We start from the raw sequence: 19385 nt of genomic DNA on the forward strand, positions 1-19385 counted from the left end.
TTATTATTACCTTCCTAGTTATTACGTTTGAATCGTCTTGTTAATACAAACCCTAGTAGTACCAGACTTCCACCTACCAAGTAGATCGGAAATGCGCTGTCTTCTCCCGTTTTCGGAAGCTGAGTCGGTTTATTGCTGTTATTTCCTGGCTTAGTGACTGTACCCTTTGGTACTTCCTCCACATCAATCTCTATGAGGATTTCTTCTTCATTTCCATTCTCATCTGTAACAATAATGGTGAACTTATCTTTACCAATATAGCCCGGATCAGGTGTGTAGACCCATTTGCCATCCTTAGTAATAATTACTTTACCATGTCCCGGCTCATCTCCCAGGCTTGGCACTCCCCCAAGTGGAATTTCACCTTCAATAGGAACATCTTCATTGGTAATCTCTTTCTGCACAGGTGGAGTTACCTGCGGAACAACAGGCGTACTAGTTGCCACAGGCTGGCTTGGAGTAGCTGTTGGCGTAACCGTTGGCGTTGCTGTCGACACTGGCGTTACCATCGGTGTTGGTGAAGGTGTTGCCACCACAACTGGTGTTGGTGTTGGCGTAGAAGTAACGACTACTTCCGGAGTCGGTGATGGTGTCCAGATAGGACCTGTCGGTTCCTCTGGCGTCGACGTTGGTGTTGCTGTCGGCGTCGACGTTGGTGTTGCTGTTGGTGTCGACGTTGGTGTTGCTGTCGGCGTCGACGTTGGTGTTGCTGTTGGTGTCGACGTTGGTGTTGCTGTTGGCGTCGACGTTGGTGTTGCTGTCGGCGTCGACGTTGGTGTTGCTGTTGGCGTCGACGTTGGTGTTGCTGTTGGTGTCGACGTTGGCGTTGCTGTCGGCGTCGACGTTGGTGTTGCTGTTGGCGCTGGCGTTGGTGTTACCGTTGGTGCTGGCGTTACGGTCGGTATAGGCGTTGCTGTTGGTGTCGGAACTTTGTTTTTAACCTGAAGGCTTATCCCTGTCGTCGAAGAAATAGTCACTTCATGTGGTGTTTGATCAAGAACATAACCAGCAGGTGCTGTTTTCTCAATTAATACATATTTCCCACCTGTCAGTTTGGTAAATTCAAGTATCCCGTTTGTATCCGTCGTGCCTTCCTTAATCCAGATCTTATCGGCATCAACTACGCGATACAGATCAAAAACGGCCCCACTTAACACCTTGCTGGTATTCCCGTCTTCTACTTTGGTAATCGTCAACGGTCCTCTTACGCCGCTTCCTGTACCGGAGCCGCTAGAGAGCTTAACGATAATTTCCTCGGTGCTTACACCTGGAACTACCTTGATGTTTTTACCATCAAAACTAACCTGATTGGTTACCTTATCATTGTTTTGTGCTGTGATCAGGGAATCATATTTTAAAATATAAGCTTCGGAAATATCCTTCAGGAAACTAAGCTTAAAGCTTTCTTTTCCGTCATTATCCGTTGTGATTTCCAGCTTATAATCTGTACCACTCACCAATTCTTGGTTGGTGGATGTTACATCCCCATTGCTTGCAACTTTCGTTTTGTAGACATGGAATGTATTGAACAGCAAGATTTGATTGTCGCTTGGAATATCCGTAATTACCGCTTCTTTTACAAAAGATTGGTTACGGTTGATGTAAACCGTCCAATGTATTTTATTGCCATCCTGCGCACCTTCTTTGTTAACATATTCCCCGCCCTGAGGGATATTAACAGAAGCTTGCAGTTTAGCGGACTCTACTTTCGTACCATCATATAACGTAGCTGTATTTTTAATTTCATTTGAATCAATCGCTTGATCCGCGAACGTTGTTTTGAAAGTGACGTAGAACGCATAATTAATCGTTTTATTAAATGTCACCTTCAGCTCACTGCCATCCAGCTCCACTTTATAATCAGCGGAATTCACACTAGCTTGAGGAGAAGGATTTCCATCCTTTCCATACTCCCATTTATTCACTTTCACAGAATCCATATTTACAACTTGGCCAGCTGAAATGGTATCAACCAGTTGAGCTTGGCTTAACGTTTTCTGATTATAATTAGCCCCAATGTTCCAAGTGATTTCCTTAGTTACAGCATTGTAGGAACCACTCTTCTTCCCATTGTTTTTAACCTCATCTCTTGGATTAAAGGTTACGGTCGCTTCTTTGTGCTTAGACTCCTGCACCCCATTAACCGTTTCTTTCCAATCGAGTGCACCTGTATTAGTGAATTGAGTTTTGCCCGGAGCCAGCCAATCATAGTTAAAGCTTGTTGTATAAGTAATTGTGTAAGGCTCATTTATCGGCGCATTAAAAGTAATCACAAATCCATCGTTTACTGCAACCGGATCATGCGCATTGTAAACAACACTATGGACGGTAGCAGTTCCACCTTTAGTTGGTTGAACCTTTAATGTACCCGGGACAAGCTTTAATCCGGCATTGCCAAAAGTATCTGTCACCACTAAATTTTCCATAGTCTTGCTGTCATCGTTAATTTGGATAGTCCAATCGAGGGTCTTAGTCGCATAATTAACGTTGCTATAATTTTTATGGAGAATTTGCTGCTTGATATCACTGTAACCCGTTTCTGTTTTTCCATCATAAGTAATCTTGTTCGTAATCTTGCCATCATCAAATACTCTGCCATTTGCCTTTGTCTGATATTCAATACGGTAGGCAGAATTAATATCATTGTTAAATTTCAGATCAAAACCATTTAATCCCGTTGCAGTTGTTGGAGTTATTGTATATTCGCTTGAAGCGATTTCCGCGCTTTTAACCCCGTTGCCATTACTGTCGATCGTTACAGGATAAACTTTAACCGAGCTGAGAATCAGATCTTGGGTGTTATTGAATGTATCCTTCAAAATAGCATTTGCCGCTAAAATTGTTTTTTCATTGTAATTGAAATTAACAGCCCAGGAAATCACCTGATTCGCTGCATCGTATTTAGTGGACTCTTTCGATAGTGGTTTGCCACGTCCTACTGTAACTGTAGTGCTAGCCTTTTTAGAAAATCCGTTATCTCCTGTTAAGACTGCCTCATTCAAAAAGGTTTTCGCATCTACACCAGTACCAGTAATATCCGTAGAAAAGCCAATCCGGTAGGCCTTAGTAAGCGGGTTATCCGCAAATTTCAGCTTTAACTCTCCCAAAGTGGATCCTGTCACATCATACTTGCTGCTGTCCACTATATTGCCAAGACTCACAGTCCCATCGACCTTCACATCAAGCTCATAAACAGCAATAGATACCGTATTCAGTGATAATCCCGCAGGGAGTGTGTCTGTGACAACTGCATTTTTTACGCTTTCCAGTGCCTTATTCACATCAACCGTCCAAGCGATGCTTGTTGGGTTATAATACTGCGGCTTAGGCGAACCGTCTTTTTCTATAGTAGAGCTAACCTTCGGCTTAAAATTAAGCTCAATGATCTGAGTACCGCCTTGTATCGGGAAAATCAGGGTTTGCTTCGTGGAGCCAGTAATCTTCTTGGAGCTCAAAAGCGACCTTACGGAGAAAGTCCCTCCCACTTTATCGTGGGTTTCGATATAAGCATTAAATGTAAATACAACGCGGTTAGTATTTTTGTCGACGGTATAAGTCCCTACAGGTTCATCGTCAAAAATAAGATCACCATTCAGATCGTTATAAAGTTCAAACTGTGTTGGAAGATCAAAGGTATAGGTGGACCCATCCTTATATCCATGCCCATCTGGAAGTGACCATGTATAGTTCAATTCCGAATAGGAATCAAGTTCATATACGCTTTCTGTAACCGTATTTGTGTATTTATCATCGGTGTATACAGCAAGCGTAACACTAGTAATGAGGTCATCTCCAATTACAGTACCGTTGCCACTCGCATATGCCTGCGAATTGACTCCAAAGCCAAAGCTGTAAGCCCATTGCGTCACAAGCAAGAATACTACGAGCAATGCGCTAATTTTCTTTTTTGATAACATTATTAAAAATGCCTCCTTTGTCACTCCGTTTATCGTGCTTCCCTAAGCTTTATCCTTTGAATCCCGTACTCTACTCCCCCGCATTAACCTCCTTGACTCTTTTTCATGATATAAATTTGCAACCTAACAACTATTGTAAATAGTCCATCTATACATAATCTGAACAGCATCCTATTACAGTCTTGGAGATCTTTTTATTGCAAAAAAAACAGGGATATGCGCAATAACTCGCATATCCCTGTCGTATTTACTACTTAGTGGAAAATAAAAATAACAACATTGTACATCTTATAGACTAGCGTGATCACGTTTGGTGTAAGTCTTACGCTTCTCCAGAAGCTTGTTCAGCGCATCAATATAAGCGCGGGCACTTGCTTCCAGAATATCGGTGCTAAGTCCACGGCCTTGTGCAGCTACTTCTCCCTGCGACAGTACTACATGAACCTCACCTTGTGCATCTTTACCACGGGAGACCGATTTAATCGAATAATCTCCAAGGGTAACTTCCTCATTCGTGGCTTTATCAATAGCATTGTAGATGGCATCTACTGAACCATTACCTTCTGCCTCAGCTACAATCGGCTGGTCTTCCGGACCCGCAATAATAACCTTGGCGGTTGGAACAGCTTCATTACCATAAGTAACGAACATCGTTTGCAGCTTAAAGACTTCTGGCGTATCAATTAATTTCTCTTCAATCAAAGCCAAAATGTCTTCATCTGATACTTCTTTTTTCTTATCTGCCAAATCCTTAAATCTAGAAAAAGCGGTGTTCAGCTCTTCTTCGGACACATCATACCCTAGATCACTCAACTTATCGCGGAAAGCGTGACGTCCAGAGTGTTTGCCGAGTACCAGCTTGCTCTCTTTAAGTCCAATAGTCTCCGGTGTCATGATCTCGTAGGTAGTTTTCTCTTTCAGCATCCCGTCCTGGTGAATACCCGATTCATGAGCAAATGCGTTAGCTCCTACAATCGCTTTATTCCCTGGAACCACCATACCTGTCAGCTTGCTGACCAGACGGCTTGTGCGAGAGATCTCGGATAACGTAAGCGATGTTTTTGCGCCAAAAAATTCAGCCCGTGTCTCAAGCGCTAGCGCAACTTCTTCAATCGCTGTGTTCCCGGCACGTTCACCGATACCGTTGATCGTTCCTTCGATCTGATCTGCACCATTCTGAATCGCAGCCAGCGTATTTGCTGTAGCCATACCAAGATCGTTATGACAATGGGCACTAAGCTGTACGCGTTCAATATCAGGCACATTCTCTTTTAGATATTTAAAGATAGCTCCGTACTCCGAAGGATTCAAATAACCTACAGTATCCGGGATATTAACAACATTAGCGCCTTCCCGGATAGCCATGCCGACCATTTCAGCCATGAAATCATACTCCGTACGGCCCGCGTCTTCTAATGAAAACTCGAGCTTAGGGAAATATTTTTTAGCGTATCGGATAGCAGACTGTGCAGTTTCCAACACCTGAGCCTTATCCATCCGTAGCTTATGCTGGCGGTGAATAGGAGATGTAGCTAGAAAAATATGAATACAAGGGTCCTGCGCTCCCTGTAGTGCTTCTTTTACAGCATCAATATCTGTCTCTCTAGAACGAGAAAGGCCGATTACCGTGACGTTCTTCACAGCTCTTGCCACCGCATTAACAGAAGCTAGATCACCTGGAGAAGCTGCAGGAAAACCCGCTTCCATGCGATCAATTCCCAGCTTCTCTAACTGGTAAGCGATCTCCACTTTCTCACGCGTGTTGAGGTTCACACCTGGTGACTGCTCTCCATCTCGCAGTGTCGTATCGAACACATAAATTTTCCGCATGCTAAGCACCTCCCAAAAATTGTGCTGAAACTCTCAAATGCGGCTCGCAAAGTCACGGCCGCATTTGAAGGTAATACTATTTAATCATAAGTATGATTATGATTATTTCTTAATCCAGTGCATCATTTCACGCAATTGGCTACCTACAACTTCTACTGGGTGAGCAGCTTCGTTGCGGCGAGTAGCGGTAAGGAAAGCACGTCCGGATTGGTTTTCAAGGATAAAGTCACGAGCGAATTTACCTTCTTGAATATCTGTCAGAACAGCTTTCATAGCTTTTTTAGTATCTTCAGTTACAATGCGTGGTCCAGTTACATAGTCACCGTACTCAGCAGTGTTACTGATGGAATCGCGCATGCTGGACAATCCGCCTTCGTATACCATGTCAACGATCAGCTTCAATTCGTGCAGACATTCGAAGTAAGCCATTTCAGGAGCATATCCTGCTTCAGTCAATGTTTCGAAGCCAGCTTTGATCAGTGCGGATACACCACCGCAAAGTACAGCTTGTTCACCGAACAAGTCAGTTTCGGTTTCTTCACGGAAAGAAGTTTCGATAACCCCTGCACGTGTACAGCCGATACCTTTTGCATAAGCAAGACCGATTTCTTTAGCTTTTCCAGTTGCATCTTGTTCGATAGCAATCAAGCCAGGAACGCCAAAGCCTTCAACATAAGTACGACGAACCATGTGACCTGGAGATTTTGGTGCTACAAGCAGCACGTCTGCATCTTTAGGAGCAACGATTTGTCCAAAGTGTACGTTAAATCCGTGGGAGAACATCAAAGCTGCGCCTTTTTTGAGGTTTGGTTCTACTTCATTTTTATATACCGAAGCCTGTGTTTCATCTGGCATTAGAATTTGCACAACATCTGCACGGGATACTGCTTCAGCAACTGGCAATACTTCAAAACCGTCATTTTTCGCAGTTTCAAAAGATTTACCTTCACGAAGACCGATGACAACTTGAAGACCACTGTCACGCAGGTTTTGTGCTTGGGCATGTCCTTGGCTACCGTACCCGATTACCGCAATTGTCTTTCCTTTTAATACACTAAGTTCTGCATCCTGTTCATAGTACGTTGTAACTGCCATTGTCAATATCCTCCTTTAATTTGAGACCCATCATAAAGAGCGGGTGCTTCAAGAGAACTGGATTCATAGAAGATCTAGCTGCTCCTCAAGCTCCCGCTCTTTAGCGGGAAGTTCATTCATATCATATCAGATTAATGCAATCAAGCAGTAATCCGTTAAAGTCGCAAAATAAAATATTTAAGAGTTACCGCGTACCATAGCCGTAATACCCGTGCGAGACAGCTCTCTGATTCCATAAGGTTTCAAAAGCTCGATCATCGCATCAATCTTCACTGTATCTCCAACTACCTGTACTAACAATGTAGTGCTGCCAATATCAACAACTGAAGCCCGGAAGGTTTCTACAACGCCCATAATTTCCGGACGCTCACTTGGATCAGCATTCACTTTAATCAGAGCCAGCTCACGAGCAACCATTGGCTTAGATCCAAGATCAACGACTTTAATTACATCAATTAACTTGTAGAGCTGCTTCTCGATTTGTTCAAGCGTATGCTGGTCTCCAAGAGTAACGATAACCATCCGGGACAATCCAACCTCTTCAGACTGGCCAACCGTAATACTCTCAATATTAAATCCGCGGCGACCGAACAAACCCGACACCCGTTGAAGCACACCCGGCTGGTCATTTACGAGTACAGAAATCGTATGTCTTGTCACTGTTATTCATCCCCCATCAGCATATGATCGATGGTTGAACCTTGAGTTACCATCGGGTAGACATTCTCGTCTTTTGGAACAACGAATTCTACCAATACTGGACCCGGTGTTTCCAGTGCCTTCTGCCATGCATCACGTGCTTCTTCCTTATTCGTCGCCCGTAGACCTTTTACGCCATAGGCCTCAGCCAGCTTAACGAAGTCCGGACTGCCTGCGAGATCTGTAAAGCTGTAACGTTTATCATAGATAAGATTCTGCCATTGGCGAACCATGCCAAGCACCTGATTGTTAATTACTACAATTTTGACTGGTATATTGTTAATCGTACATATTGCTAGCTCTTGGGAACACATTTGCATGCCGCCATCACCATTAATCGATACTACCAACCGTTCAGGATGTGCCATCTGTGCACCGATAGCTGACGGGAATCCGAAGCCCATCGTTCCAAGACCACCTGAAGTAATCCATGAACGCGGATGATTGAACTTATAGTATTGTGCAGCCCACATTTGATGCTGACCAACATCCGTTGTGACAATCGCTTCACCTTTAGTGGTGTCATTGATCATTTCAATCACCCATTGTGGTTTAAGCTCTGTTTCTGAATCCTTATACCGAAGCGGCTGATCTAGCTTCCACTGAGCAATCTGTGTTCTCCAAGCATCAGCATTAGATGCGCGGCCAACCTCAGGATTCAGCATTTCCAATACAGTTTTCACATCGCCTACAATCGGAATATCAGGCGATACATTTTTCCCGATTTCTGCAGGGTCTATATCGATATGCACGATTTTGGCTTTTGGCGCGAAGCCGTCCAGTCTGCCAGTAACACGATCATCAAAACGTGCACCGATATTAATGAGCAAATCGCACTGTTGAATCGCATTATTCGCGGTATACGTACCATGCATACCCGGCATTCCCATCCAAAGTTCTTCTGCACTAGGGAAAGCTCCGAGACCCAGCAAGGTTGTAGTAATTGGAATCTCTGTCCGTTTCACGAATTCGAACATAGCTTCATGTGCTCCGGAGTAAATAACTCCACCACCTGCAATGATAATCGGACGTTCAGCAACCGCAATCGCACGAACCAATTTATCAAGCTGCAGTTTGTTTGGAACTGTACAAGGATTGTAGCCCCGAAGATTCACTGTTTTCACTGGTGTGAACAACGTCTTCGCTGCTGACACGTCTTTCGGAATATCGATCAACACTGGACCTTTACGACCGGTATTCGCCACATGGAAAGCTTCATGTATAACACGCGGGAGATCCTCAACATCTCTTACAAAGTAGCTATGCTTAGTGATTGGCATCGTTATCCCGGTAATGTCTGCTTCCTGGAAAGCATCTGTACCGATCAGGCTGGAGAATACGTTACCTGTGATTACAACCAATGGAGTGGAGTCCATATATGCTGTAGCAATACCTGTTACAAGATTCGTTGCTCCGGGACCCGAGGTAGCAATACATACCCCTGGTTTGCCACTTGCTCTAGCGTAACCGTCAGCTGCATGAATAGCACCTTGCTCATGACGTGTTAACACGTGATTGAAATCCGTAAAACCGTACAATGCATCATAGATGTACAATACAGCTCCACCCGGATATCCGAATACAGTGTCTACACCTTCTAATACAAGGCTGCGGAGTAATATCTCGGAACCGGAAATGACCTCCGGCTCCATCCATTTTTCTTTTAACTGCTCAGTAGACCGTAATTCCGGTATTTGCGCGCTCATCAGTATTCCTCCTCCGATATTTAACATTCATTATGCAAATGACGGACCGTCCTTTATACATCAGCAAATGGTTCCTTATAAAACAAAAAAACCTTTCGCCTCCCACGCACAGTATTAGCGCGTGAGGGACGAAAGGTTGATCTTCCGTGGTACCACCCATGTTTGCATTACATCTCGCGATGCAACGCCTTATCAGGTATACAAAAATCCATCGATGTAGGCAAGGACCCTAATCTCTGTAACCTGAAGTCCCTAACGCGGACTAAACGATTTCCCCTAATAATTCCACCACTCTAGCCAGTGGACCTTTCAGGAAAACAGCTCCGAGGTGAGCTCGTATATAAGGGATTTCGGTGGAGGTTGCAGCAGATCCTCACACTCTCTGAGCAAAAGAGCCCTTAAAACTTCGTCCTCATCATTGCCGATACATGTATGTTCGATAAAATGTTTAGACACATTATATGATTCCTAACATGGATAAGTCAATACCCTTATTTTTAATATTGTCACAACTCCTACTTCTACGTGCTGGGAACCCCCACCCCGCTCCCGACATATGATGTACGACAATGCGTAGAAAGGGGGCGCTCTATGATCCGTTATCGTCGACCCAAGCAGGATGACGTCATTATCCTTGATTTAATCGAGCGACAGCTTGTACCATTATCTCATTTGCCAAAGACTGAAATTGCCAAAATCAAAAAAGATATCCCCCGTCGTCTGGGACACGGTATCACCTTAGTCGCCTGTCCCGACTATGAGAGTGATCCAATGGGGTTTGTCCATTTCCTGCTGCATGGTGATTTACTTTATATCGATATGTTAGCCATAGCACCCGCAGCACGGCGCAAACACTTGGGGAATATGCTCATGGATCGAGCAGAACGATTTGCACTATCACGCGGATGTCATCGGGCTAAGGTATCCGTCGATTTAGGAAATACAGCAGCTCTTGCCTTTTATCAAAAATTGGGCTACAGCGTAGCCCGTTATCAATCCCTAAGCTTCTGTTACGAACTGGAAAAAAGGTTCATCTAATTAAATCAAAACTCAACTGAACTTAAAAGAATCCGAAAGGTGGATAGGGTGTGCCTCCGTACCCATAGCCTCCATAAGGATTGCCATAGCCAGGACCTCCACCATAAGGTACTCCACCGCCATAGCCACTACCAAAAGCATAAGGTGCTGTACCAATGGCAAGCAAATCAAACAACACTAAAGGAATGATTGCTTTGGTTTGTACTTTTTTACCACTTACGCGTTGTAATATCAGACGATTTCCGGATACACGCAGCAGTTTACCTGTCACCTGAGTACCGTCTTTTTTTACTGCAATGATCTGCTTACCTACGAGTCTCATAACTTGCTTCTTCGTAACTGGCTTAGTCATATGATCCCCTCCTAAATGTTTTGTACGCCTCTCATTCGCATCATCTACAAAACAGTCTATTCGTTGGAAAGGACCTTCGCCTGTACACTTGCCCTCCTACCTCAATGTTTATCCTTGCTGATCCTAATAAAAAAGCCGTATTTCCGGGAAAAGACCGGAAATACGGCTTTGAAAAGTTACATTTCTATCGCTTACCAGGATCGTATGGCTGTCCTAATGCCTTAGGAGCAGAGGAACGGCCTACAGCCCCTACCAGTACGATGATAGTCAGTACATAAGGGATCATAAAGATAAACTCTTGAGGAATATTTTGTGACCACTCATACAATTGAACATAGTTGCGAATCGCTTGGGAGAATCCGAAGAATACCGCTGCACCAAAGGCGCCAAGTGGATTCCATTTCCCAAAGATCATCGCTGCAATGGCGATAAAACCTTGACCAGAGATTGTATTATGTCCAAAGGTTCCGGTCGTTGTTAAAGTGATTGTAGCCCCACCAATACCCGCCATCAATCCACTCAACATTACACCGATATATCTCATCCGATTAACTTTTACACCTAGTGTATCTGCAGCACTTGGATGCTCACCTACAGCACGCAAACGCAATCCAAATGGCGTCTTAAACAGAACCAAATAAATAACGATGACCAGTATTATGGCCAAATAAGTTGTAGGATAGGAATTAAAAATCCCTTCACCAATCACTGGGATTTTGGAGAGCCCAGGAATTGCAACCTTGCTGAATCCGTCAATGATCGGAGTTTCAGCAGATCCATCAAACAGGAGCTTTACCATGTAGAGCGTGCTGCCTGCAGCTAAAAAGTTAATAACCGTACCACTAATCGTCTGATCAGATTTAAAGGTTATAGATGCAACCGCATGAATTAGTGAGCCTAGCACACCAACAGCTATAGCACAGAGTACACCAACCCAAGGAGCCCATTCGCCCATTCCAGCGTCCTGAGCATAATAACCGCCTACTGCTGCCGCAAAGGCACCAAACATCATCAAACCTTCAAGTCCAATGTTTACGACACCGGAACGTTCAGAGAAGATGCCGCCAAGTGAGGCAAAAATGAGCGCTGTGGAAAAAACAAGCGTTGTATTAAGCAGTTGACCTAACGTCTGCAGATCCATCTATAACACCTTCTCTTTCTTGCGCTTGAAGTAAAAGGGCTTAAGCACCCAGCGCACAATCCCTTGTGCCGCAATAAAGAATATGATTGAACCAATAACAATACGAATAAGCTCCGGTGGAACATCTGCAGCAAAACTCATACCCGCAGAACCATAAGTCAGCGTACCGTAGAGAATCGCAGCCAGAATAACACCAAGTGGATGTGTTAAACCAAGAAGAGCAACGGCGATACCATCAAATCCATATCCTGGCGATGCCGCGAAAATAGCTTGATAATGGAATACACCAAGCACCTCTCCTGCTCCGGCCAGACCGGCGAATACACCACTTATGAACATTGCCTTCATAACGTTACGTCCAACATTCATCCCTGCATATTCGGCAGCATGTGGATTGTAACCAACTGCACGCATTTCGTAGCCCTGCTTGGTCTTCCATAAGTACACATAGAAGAATACCGCTGCAGCAAGAGCAATAGCTGTACCCCAGTGTAGACGTGCATTATCAAATATCGAATTCAAAAAGGTCATGGAAAGTGAGGCCGGAATATCCTCGGAACGATTTTGTCCTGGAAGCAACAAAAAGTTTCTAACGATATAATTCGACAGGTAAAGAGCGATCCAGTTTAACATGATTGTGGTAATAACTTCGTTAATCCCACGTTTTGCTTTCAAATAACCGGCAATCCCTGCCCATAAACCACCGCAGACACCCGCAATAATTACAGCAAGCGGGACAAGCAGGAAGGACGGCAGACCTGCCATCTTAATACCCACCACTGTTGCCGCTGTCATACCAATCATTACTTGGCCATCTGCCCCGATATTAAACATCCCTGAACGGAATGCGAAAGCTACGGCTAGCCCTGTAAGCATTAATGGTGTCATTTCGCGCACAGCTTCACCAAAGTTATACAAATTACCAAACACCCGTTTGAACAGTGCGGAGTAAGCAGTTATCGGATCATAACCGCCCAGAAGCATAACTATTGCTCCCACAAGAAAACCAAGCACGATGGCAACCAGAGGAACGATGTAGCTGTCAGTTGTGAAGATTTTTTTGAACTTATTCAACTGCCTTACCTCCCCGCTGCAAGCTGCCTGCCATCATAAGACCCAGTTCCTGATCATTCGTATCTTGCGGGAACACTTCACCGACAATTTTCCCTTCATAGATAACAGCGATTCTGTCAGAGACGTTCATAATCTCGTCCAATTCAAAGGAAATAAGTAGAACAGCCTTTCCTTGATCACGCTGAGCTATGAGTTGCTTCTGAACAAATTCGATAGCCCCAACATCTAGACCGCGTGTAGGTTGTGCGGCAATTAACAATGTCGGATTTTTATCTATTTCCCGCGCAATAATCGCTTTCTGTTGATTTCCGCCGGATAAAGAACGGGCTTTGGTCTCTATTGAAGGTGTACGTACATCAAATTGCTCTATAAGCTTCGCTGCGTACTTATCAATGACATCATTTTGCAAAAAGCCATTTTTGTTGTAAGGACTCTTATAATAGGTTTCCAAAACCATATTCTCACTCATGGTGAAATCAAGCACTAACCCATGCTTGTGGCGGTCCTCAGGAATATGAGAGACATTCATCTCTGAAACCTTCCGCGGTGATAAATTAGCAATTTCATTGCCAGACACGGTAATCGAACCCGAATCAATTTTGCGCAGACCTGTAATGGCCTGGATCAACTCACTTTGTCCATTGCCATCTACGCCAGCAATCCCGAGTATTTCCCCTGCTTTAACTTCAAAGCTAAGACCATCCAGTACGGAAACCCCGTCTTTACTCTTACTGCTGACATCCTTCAGTTTGAGTACAGATTGGCCAACCTCAGGAGCTTTCTTGTCCACTTTGAAAGTTACGCCACGCCCAACCATTTTTTCAGCTAGCTCATTAGGATTAGTCTCTGCGGTATTCACAGTATCAATTACTTTCCCACGTCTAATAATGGTGACCCGATCAGATATTTGCATGATTTCTTTAAGCTTATGCGTGATCAAAATAATGGATTTTCCCTCTGCAACAAGCCGCTTCATAATCGCCATGAGTTCCGTAATTTCTTGAGGCGTAAGTACTGCGGTCGGCTCATCAAATATGAGAATATCCGCTCCACGGTACAGGGTCTTCATAATCTCTACCCTTTGCTGCATACCTACCGAAATGTCATGAATAACGGCATTTGGATTCACTTGCAGGCCATATTGCTCCGATAGCTTCCGAACCTGTTCCGCAGCGGATTTATAGTCAATTTTAAGACCTTTTTTCGGCTCCATCCCAAGAACAATATTCTCGGTCACCGTAAAAGGCTCCACAAGCTTGAAATGCTGATGAACCATACCAATACCAAGCTCAATAGCTTTATTGGGGTTATCAATAATAACCGGTTTCCCGTCGATTTCAATACTGCCTTCATCCGGTTGATACAATCCAAATACAATATTCATTAAAGTGGACTTGCCTGCACCATTCTCACCAAGCAATGCAAGAATTTCACCCTTTTTAAGCGTCAAGCTAATGGAATCGTTAGCAACAATACCGGGAAAGCGTTTTGTGATTTGCTTCAACTCTACGACAGGAGCCGCAGCACTCATGGAATCACCCTCATCACAGAATATATAACTACCTTATAGACACGGATGTACCGCCCTTTGTAAGGCGGTATATCTATGTTCCTCATATCATAACCAGTGCTTTAACAAGGAATAAGGCCAGCACAACACCGGCCTTATTCTTTGATCCTTATTGTAATGCAATAAATGGAGACTAACTATTACTCGGAAGGAACAGTGATTGTTCCGTCAATGATTTGTTTTTTGTATTCTTCAACTTTAGCCAGGATCTCTTCAGAAACGTTGTCCTTAGTATCAGAAATACCTACACCATTATCTTTCAGACCAAGAACGGTTGTAGTACCACCCTTGAACGTACCGTCAATTACTTCTTTAGAAACTTTAAGAACAGCTTCGTCTACACGTTTGATCATGGAAGTCAAAGTAACGTCAGTACCAAACTCGATGGATTGGTCTTTATCTACACCAATAACCCATACTTTAGAACCGCCTGCTTTGTTACGAGCTTTTGCTTCGTTGAATACGCCATTTCCTGTTTGTCCAGCAGCAGGGAAGATAATGTCGTTTCCGTCGTTATACAATGTAGCTGCAAGAGATTTACCAACGTCTGGTTTGTCATAACCACCAGCATAAGTAGGTGTTACTTTAGCTGAAGGGTTAACTGCTGCTACACCAGCTTTAAAGCCAGCTTCAAAACGTTTGATTACAGGGCTTTCCAGACCACCGATGAATGCAACTTTGTTAGTTTTTGTAGTCAGACCAGCAACCACCCCAACCAAGAAGGAACCTTCATTTTCGGAGAAAGTAACGGAAGCTACGTTAGGAGCTTCAACTACGCTATCAATGATAGCCAAGTTAGCATTTGGGTTCTCAGTAGCTACTTTTTTAATTGCGTCGCCAAGATCAAAACCAATACCCCAAGTCAAGTTGTATCCATCTTTAACGAAGGAGTTAAGGTTTGGCTCATAGTCAGCATTTGATTTACTTTGCAAGTACTTAACGCCACTACCTGTTTCTTTTTCAAGAGCTTGCAATGCTTCCCATGCGGATTGGTTAAACGATTTATCGTTTACGCCACCAATGTCAGTAACCATACCAAATTTGAAATCGGATTTAGGTGCGTTTGTTCCTGCATTGGTTCCTGCATTAGTTTCACCTTTAGCGGCGTTGTTATTGTTGTTTCCACAGCCTGTCAAAACGACTGTAAGAGACAGCAACATTGCAAGAGATAGCTTTAAACCTTTTTTCATTGAATGTAATCCCCCTTAAAATATTGGATGTCTTCTGTGTTCTGCTTGGACATTCCATTAGTTCAAATTATAACTGCAATAAAATCTAAAATCCAGTGCATAAATGACCTCAGGTCAATAATAATTTGCACTTTTTAGCAAGTAACCGCTTTCCATGACATAGCATGTTACAGTTATGTCTGGTTAATGTCAGAAACCCTGATTTTACTCTGCATAGTATTCCAACACATTACAAATATTATTGCACACTTAAGTGTTTTCTATTATTATGATTCCTTAGTAATTGCACTGAAAGGAAGTTATCAGATCATGACCGAAGAAATAAATCCACAAACATCACCGGCCTTCAAATATTGCCGTGAATCCCGTGTCTTCAAAACCGGACGCGTTTTCCCTAATGATGTCAATAATCACAAAACATTATTCGGCGGCAAGCTTATGAGCGGCATCGATGAAGTAGCCTCCATTTCAGCTATGCGCCATTGTCGAACTAACGTCGTCACAGCCTCTACAGACTCTGTAGACTTCTTGAGACCCATTCGGCCTACTGACTCCGTATGTTTTGAATCCTTCGTCTCCTGGACTGGACGGACAAGCATAGAGGTGTTTGTAAAGATCATTTCAGAAAATCTATATACTGGAGAGCGCGCTGTCGCTGCCACTTCATTTCTAACCTTTGTCGCAGTCGAAGAGGATGGCACACCTACTCCGGTTCCAGCTATTATCCCAGAGACAGACGAAGAGAAGCTGATCAATGAATCCGCTAATGAACGTTCCGAGCTGCGAAAAGTACGCCGCAACATCAGCAAAAAGCTCGCTGCTCAATTAAATACCATAAAGTATTGGGAATAGTTCTGCATCCGCAGAGCTTTTTCTTTTATGTAGGGAAACCCAATGCTGCTTCCTACCTATCTTACCGCACAAAAAAGCACCGCTGCATGGGCAACCCGCAGGCGGTGCTTTTCGGTTATATTACAACACTTACGCGTTGATTTTCTCTTTAGCAATACCAGCCAAGGAGTTGAATGCGTTAAGATCATTCACAGCCAGATCAGCCAGCATCTTACGGTTAACTTCTACACCAGCCAATTTCAGGCCGTATACAAGCTTGCTGTAAGAAAGACCGTTCAAACGAGCTGCTGCATTAATACGAACGATCCACAGTCTGCGGAAGTTACGTTTAGTTTGACGACGGTCGCGGTAAGCGTAAACCATCGATTTCATTACTTGTTCTTTAGCTGTTTTAAAAATACGGTGTTTAGAACCGAAATAACCTTTTGCCAATTTCAACACTTTTTTATGTTTACGACGAACTACAAATCCGCCCTTAACTCTTGCCATATTAATAAACCTCCCAAAAATGTGTAATAAACTATTTCAAGTTAGCCAATCCTTGTTTCAAACGTCTTACATCCCCAGGGGCCATTACTGGATTTCCGTTCAGAACGCGCTTAGCGCGTTTAGATTTGTGGGACAGCAAGTGGTTTTTGTGAGCTTTGTAACGTGTTACTTTACCAGTTCCGGTAATTTTGAAGCGGCCTTTCAGGCTGCTGTGTGTTTTCATCTTAGGCATGGTGTTTCCTCCTTGAATATTATGCGGCGCCAAATTGCAGATAAGCAAGTGACTCCAGATTTATTGAGCTTTAGGAGCCAAAATCATAATCATGCTGCGGCCTTCCAGCTTTGGCTGGCGCTCAACAACAGATATATCAGCCACTTCGTTCTTCACTCGTTCGAGGATTTTTTGGCCGATATTCGCGTGTGTAATCTCACGTCCGCGGAAACGTACGGAGCACTTCACTTTATCGCCCTCACCCAAGAACTTGATCACATTGCGGAACTTAGTTTGATAATCATGTTCCTCAATGTTAGCACGGAACCAGACTTCCTTGATATCAACGACCTTCTGGTTTTTACGCGCTTCCTTCTCTTTCTTCTGCGTTTCATAACGGAACTTGCCGTAATCCATGATGCGGCATACCGGCGGCTTAGCCTGTGGTGCTACATTGACTAGATCCAGATTAAGATCGATCGCCATTTGCAGCGCTTCGCGGATCGGTTTAATTCCGATTTGCTCACCTTCCGCACCAACCAACCGTACCTCTTTGGCCCGAATTTCATCATTGATCATATGTTCCTTACTGATAACTCTCCACCTCCGGATCTTTTTAACAACTATTCTCACGTAACTCCATAAAAAAGGGGTGCCGGTAACACCCGACACCCCGTGTTTGATCAACGTTCATGAACATTAACATTCATAAAGCATTGAGATCAAAACCAGCCGGCGAATATGCCAGTCAGGTGAGAAGCAGGTGCTTCTTCTTGCAATCCCTATGATTTGCGTACTTGAATACTATACACCACACTATTTGGGGTGTCAATCCTTTTATGCAGAAATTTCGTGAACTTTATACCTGCTTACTTTGTACCTCTTCAAGTCGTACTACGCGAGTATGCTTGGTATGGCTCCATTGCTTATTGTTCTGCGTGAAGAACGCATAGAACGTAATCGGATACCACGAGATCAAGTAGATCGGGAAGAATACAAGATAAGCATACACTTTCTTAAACGTAACCTTCTCTAATGCCATCGCAATACCAAAAGTCACCAGATTGGCGCCAATAGCTAGGAAGCTGAGCCAGATCGGCAAGCTGCCGTAAATGTTAGCGATATTCGGTCCGTTAAAGAACGCCATATCCACCCACATTACCGCCGTCATTAAAAAAGTGAGCAATACAATATATACATTCGCTCCATAAAGCGCGAGGTCAAACTTCGTTAAGCTGCGTTCTTTAATACTTTGCCAAAGCAATGGAAAAAAATAACGGCGAGCAACAGTGAAGTGCCCCTGCATCCAACGCAGACGCTGTCTTGAGGAGGCCTTGAAGGTTAACGGCTTCTCATCAAATACCTTTGCATCATAATTGAACTTAGGATATACACCATGTGCTGCACTACGCATCGTAAACTCCAAGTCCTCGACCAAACTTGTAGCTCCCCAGCCCATTTCTTTAAGAAGTGTGGTCTCAAAACACATTCCGGTTCCGCCAAGGAAGTTAGCCATATTTAAATTATGGCGTGAAAGTTGCCACAAACGGTTAATATACCAGTACGAAATACCATAAGCAGCTGTAATCCAGGAATCCTCTGGATTCTTGGTATCGATATAACCTTGGATTACTCGTGCACCTGAACAAAGATCATTATTCATCTCCATCAGGAACTCAGTATGCGCCAAGTTATCGGCATCGAACATGACAACAGCATCATATTGCCGCGGCATAGCCCACAGCTCTTTAAGCATCCATTCTATTGCGTAGCCTTTACCTCTCAGATTTGCATTGGTGCGGACACAAGCGTTCATGCCGTGTTCTCTAACGATGCGAGCTGTACCGTCTGTACAATTGTCACAAATTACAAATACATCGTACAGTTCTGATGGATAATTAAGCTGCTTCAGATTCTCCATTAATGCGCCGACAACTTCTTCCTCGTTATGTGCGGCAACAAGTACGGCAAAAGATTTTTCCGGCTTATACTGCGTCTTTTTCTTTTTCCTGTGCAGCCCGAATAATGAAAACGTAAACTGATAGACTGCGATTGCTGCCAAGATCACTTGGAGCGTAACAAACAGTGCGTCTGTCATGACCTTTTGATGCCCCCTTTTTTCACTCTTGGTGTTCTTTTTTTTCTCTCTAGCTTGCTTGACGTTCTTTCTGACCCTTTTGTTGCATCCCTTAACAATAGACCAAGAGTATTCTTATTCTCG

Annotated in this window: 16 protein-coding genes and 1 other annotated feature; of the genes, 2 read left to right on the plus strand and 14 right to left on the minus strand. The window is 43.8% G+C overall.

Annotated features, from left to right (window positions below):
* Positions 1-14 precede the first annotated feature (14 nt).
* The 5 genes from NST45_RS20865 to ilvB form a co-directional block, all read right to left on the minus strand.
* Positions 15-3917: a collagen binding domain-containing protein gene (locus tag NST45_RS20865; RefSeq protein ID WP_339823663.1), complete on the minus strand. Its 3903-nt coding sequence runs from the start codon at positions 3915-3917 to the stop codon at positions 15-17.
* Between the two features lie 288 nt (positions 3918-4205).
* Positions 4206-5747: a 2-isopropylmalate synthase gene (locus tag NST45_RS20870; RefSeq protein ID WP_036679482.1), complete on the minus strand. Its 1542-nt coding sequence runs from the start codon at positions 5745-5747 to the stop codon at positions 4206-4208.
* 102 nt (positions 5748-5849) lie between these two features.
* Positions 5850-6842, minus strand: a complete 993-nt coding sequence (ilvC, locus tag NST45_RS20875; protein WP_036679485.1) for a ketol-acid reductoisomerase — start codon at positions 6840-6842, stop codon at positions 5850-5852.
* A 177-nt stretch (positions 6843-7019) separates the two neighbouring features.
* Positions 7020-7508: an acetolactate synthase small subunit gene (gene ilvN / locus NST45_RS20880; protein WP_170914191.1), complete on the minus strand. Its 489-nt coding sequence runs from the start codon at positions 7506-7508 to the stop codon at positions 7020-7022.
* Entirely contained in the window at positions 7505-9247 is a 1743-nt protein-coding gene (gene ilvB, locus NST45_RS20885) for a biosynthetic-type acetolactate synthase large subunit (protein ID WP_339823666.1), read from the minus strand. Before ilvB ends, ilvN begins: the two co-directional genes overlap by 4 nt.
* A gap of 591 nt (positions 9248-9838) precedes the next feature.
* On the opposite strand from ilvB, the gene NST45_RS20890 reads away from it, so the two are divergent.
* The gene (locus NST45_RS20890; RefSeq protein WP_036679492.1) at positions 9839-10285 is read left to right on the plus strand and encodes a GNAT family N-acetyltransferase; all 447 of its coding nucleotides are present in this window, start codon (positions 9839-9841) and stop codon (positions 10283-10285) included.
* A 22-nt stretch (positions 10286-10307) separates the two neighbouring features.
* On the opposite strand, the gene NST45_RS20895 is transcribed toward NST45_RS20890, so the two are convergent.
* The 5 genes from NST45_RS20895 to NST45_RS20915 all read right to left on the minus strand — a co-directional run bounded on the left by NST45_RS20895 (position 10308) and on the right by NST45_RS20915 (position 15612).
* Positions 10308-10637 (minus strand): hypothetical protein, encoded by a 330-nt coding sequence (locus NST45_RS20895; protein ID WP_038569211.1) that lies wholly within the window; start codon positions 10635-10637, stop codon positions 10308-10310.
* 184 nt (positions 10638-10821) lie between these two features.
* A complete protein-coding gene (locus tag NST45_RS20900; RefSeq protein WP_036679496.1) occupies positions 10822-11778 on the minus strand; it encodes an ABC transporter permease in 957 nt (318 codons plus the stop codon).
* Positions 11779-12852 carry an ABC transporter permease gene (locus tag NST45_RS20905; protein WP_076107269.1) on the minus strand — a complete coding sequence of 358 codons (1074 nt, stop codon included), beginning with the start codon at positions 12850-12852 and terminating at the stop codon, positions 11779-11781.
* Positions 12845-14383, minus strand: coding sequence for an ABC transporter ATP-binding protein (locus tag NST45_RS20910; RefSeq protein WP_036679500.1), 1539 nt, complete (start codon positions 14381-14383; stop codon positions 12845-12847). Before NST45_RS20910 ends, NST45_RS20905 begins: the two co-directional genes overlap by 8 nt.
* Before the next feature lie 179 nt (positions 14384-14562).
* Entirely contained in the window at positions 14563-15612 is a 1050-nt protein-coding gene (locus NST45_RS20915) for a BMP family ABC transporter substrate-binding protein (protein WP_036679503.1), read from the minus strand.
* A 309-nt stretch (positions 15613-15921) separates the two neighbouring features.
* Here NST45_RS20915 and NST45_RS20920 point away from each other — a divergent pair, with 309 nt between their 5' ends.
* Positions 15922-16464 (plus strand): acyl-CoA thioesterase, encoded by a 543-nt coding sequence (locus NST45_RS20920; RefSeq protein ID WP_052096840.1) that lies wholly within the window; start codon positions 15922-15924, stop codon positions 16462-16464.
* Positions 16465-16593: 129 nt separating this feature from the next.
* On the opposite strand, the gene rplT is transcribed toward NST45_RS20920, so the two are convergent.
* From rplT to NST45_RS20940, 4 genes are all read right to left on the minus strand, one after another.
* Positions 16594-16953, minus strand: coding sequence for a 50S ribosomal protein L20 (gene rplT, locus NST45_RS20925; protein WP_036679505.1), 360 nt, complete (start codon positions 16951-16953; stop codon positions 16594-16596).
* A gap of 31 nt (positions 16954-16984) precedes the next feature.
* Positions 16985-17185, minus strand: a complete 201-nt coding sequence (gene rpmI, locus NST45_RS20930) for a 50S ribosomal protein L35 (protein WP_036679507.1) — start codon at positions 17183-17185, stop codon at positions 16985-16987.
* 60 nt (positions 17186-17245) lie between these two features.
* Positions 17246-17743, minus strand: a complete 498-nt coding sequence (gene infC / locus NST45_RS20935) for a translation initiation factor IF-3 (protein ID WP_036679510.1) — start codon at positions 17741-17743, stop codon at positions 17246-17248.
* 57 nt (positions 17744-17800) lie between these two features.
* Positions 17801-17945, minus strand: a sequence feature (ribosomal protein L20 leader region).
* 78 nt (positions 17946-18023) lie between these two features.
* Complete coding sequence (locus NST45_RS20940) at positions 18024-19262, minus strand: glycosyltransferase family 2 protein (RefSeq protein WP_036679513.1); 1239 nt, start codon at positions 19260-19262, stop codon at positions 18024-18026.
* Positions 19263-19385 lie beyond the last annotated feature (123 nt).

The sequence above is a fragment of the Paenibacillus sp. FSL R7-0163 genome (assembly GCF_037969975.1).
Taxonomy (GTDB): Bacteria; Bacillota; Bacilli; order Paenibacillales; family Paenibacillaceae; genus Paenibacillus_AQ; species Paenibacillus_AQ odorifer.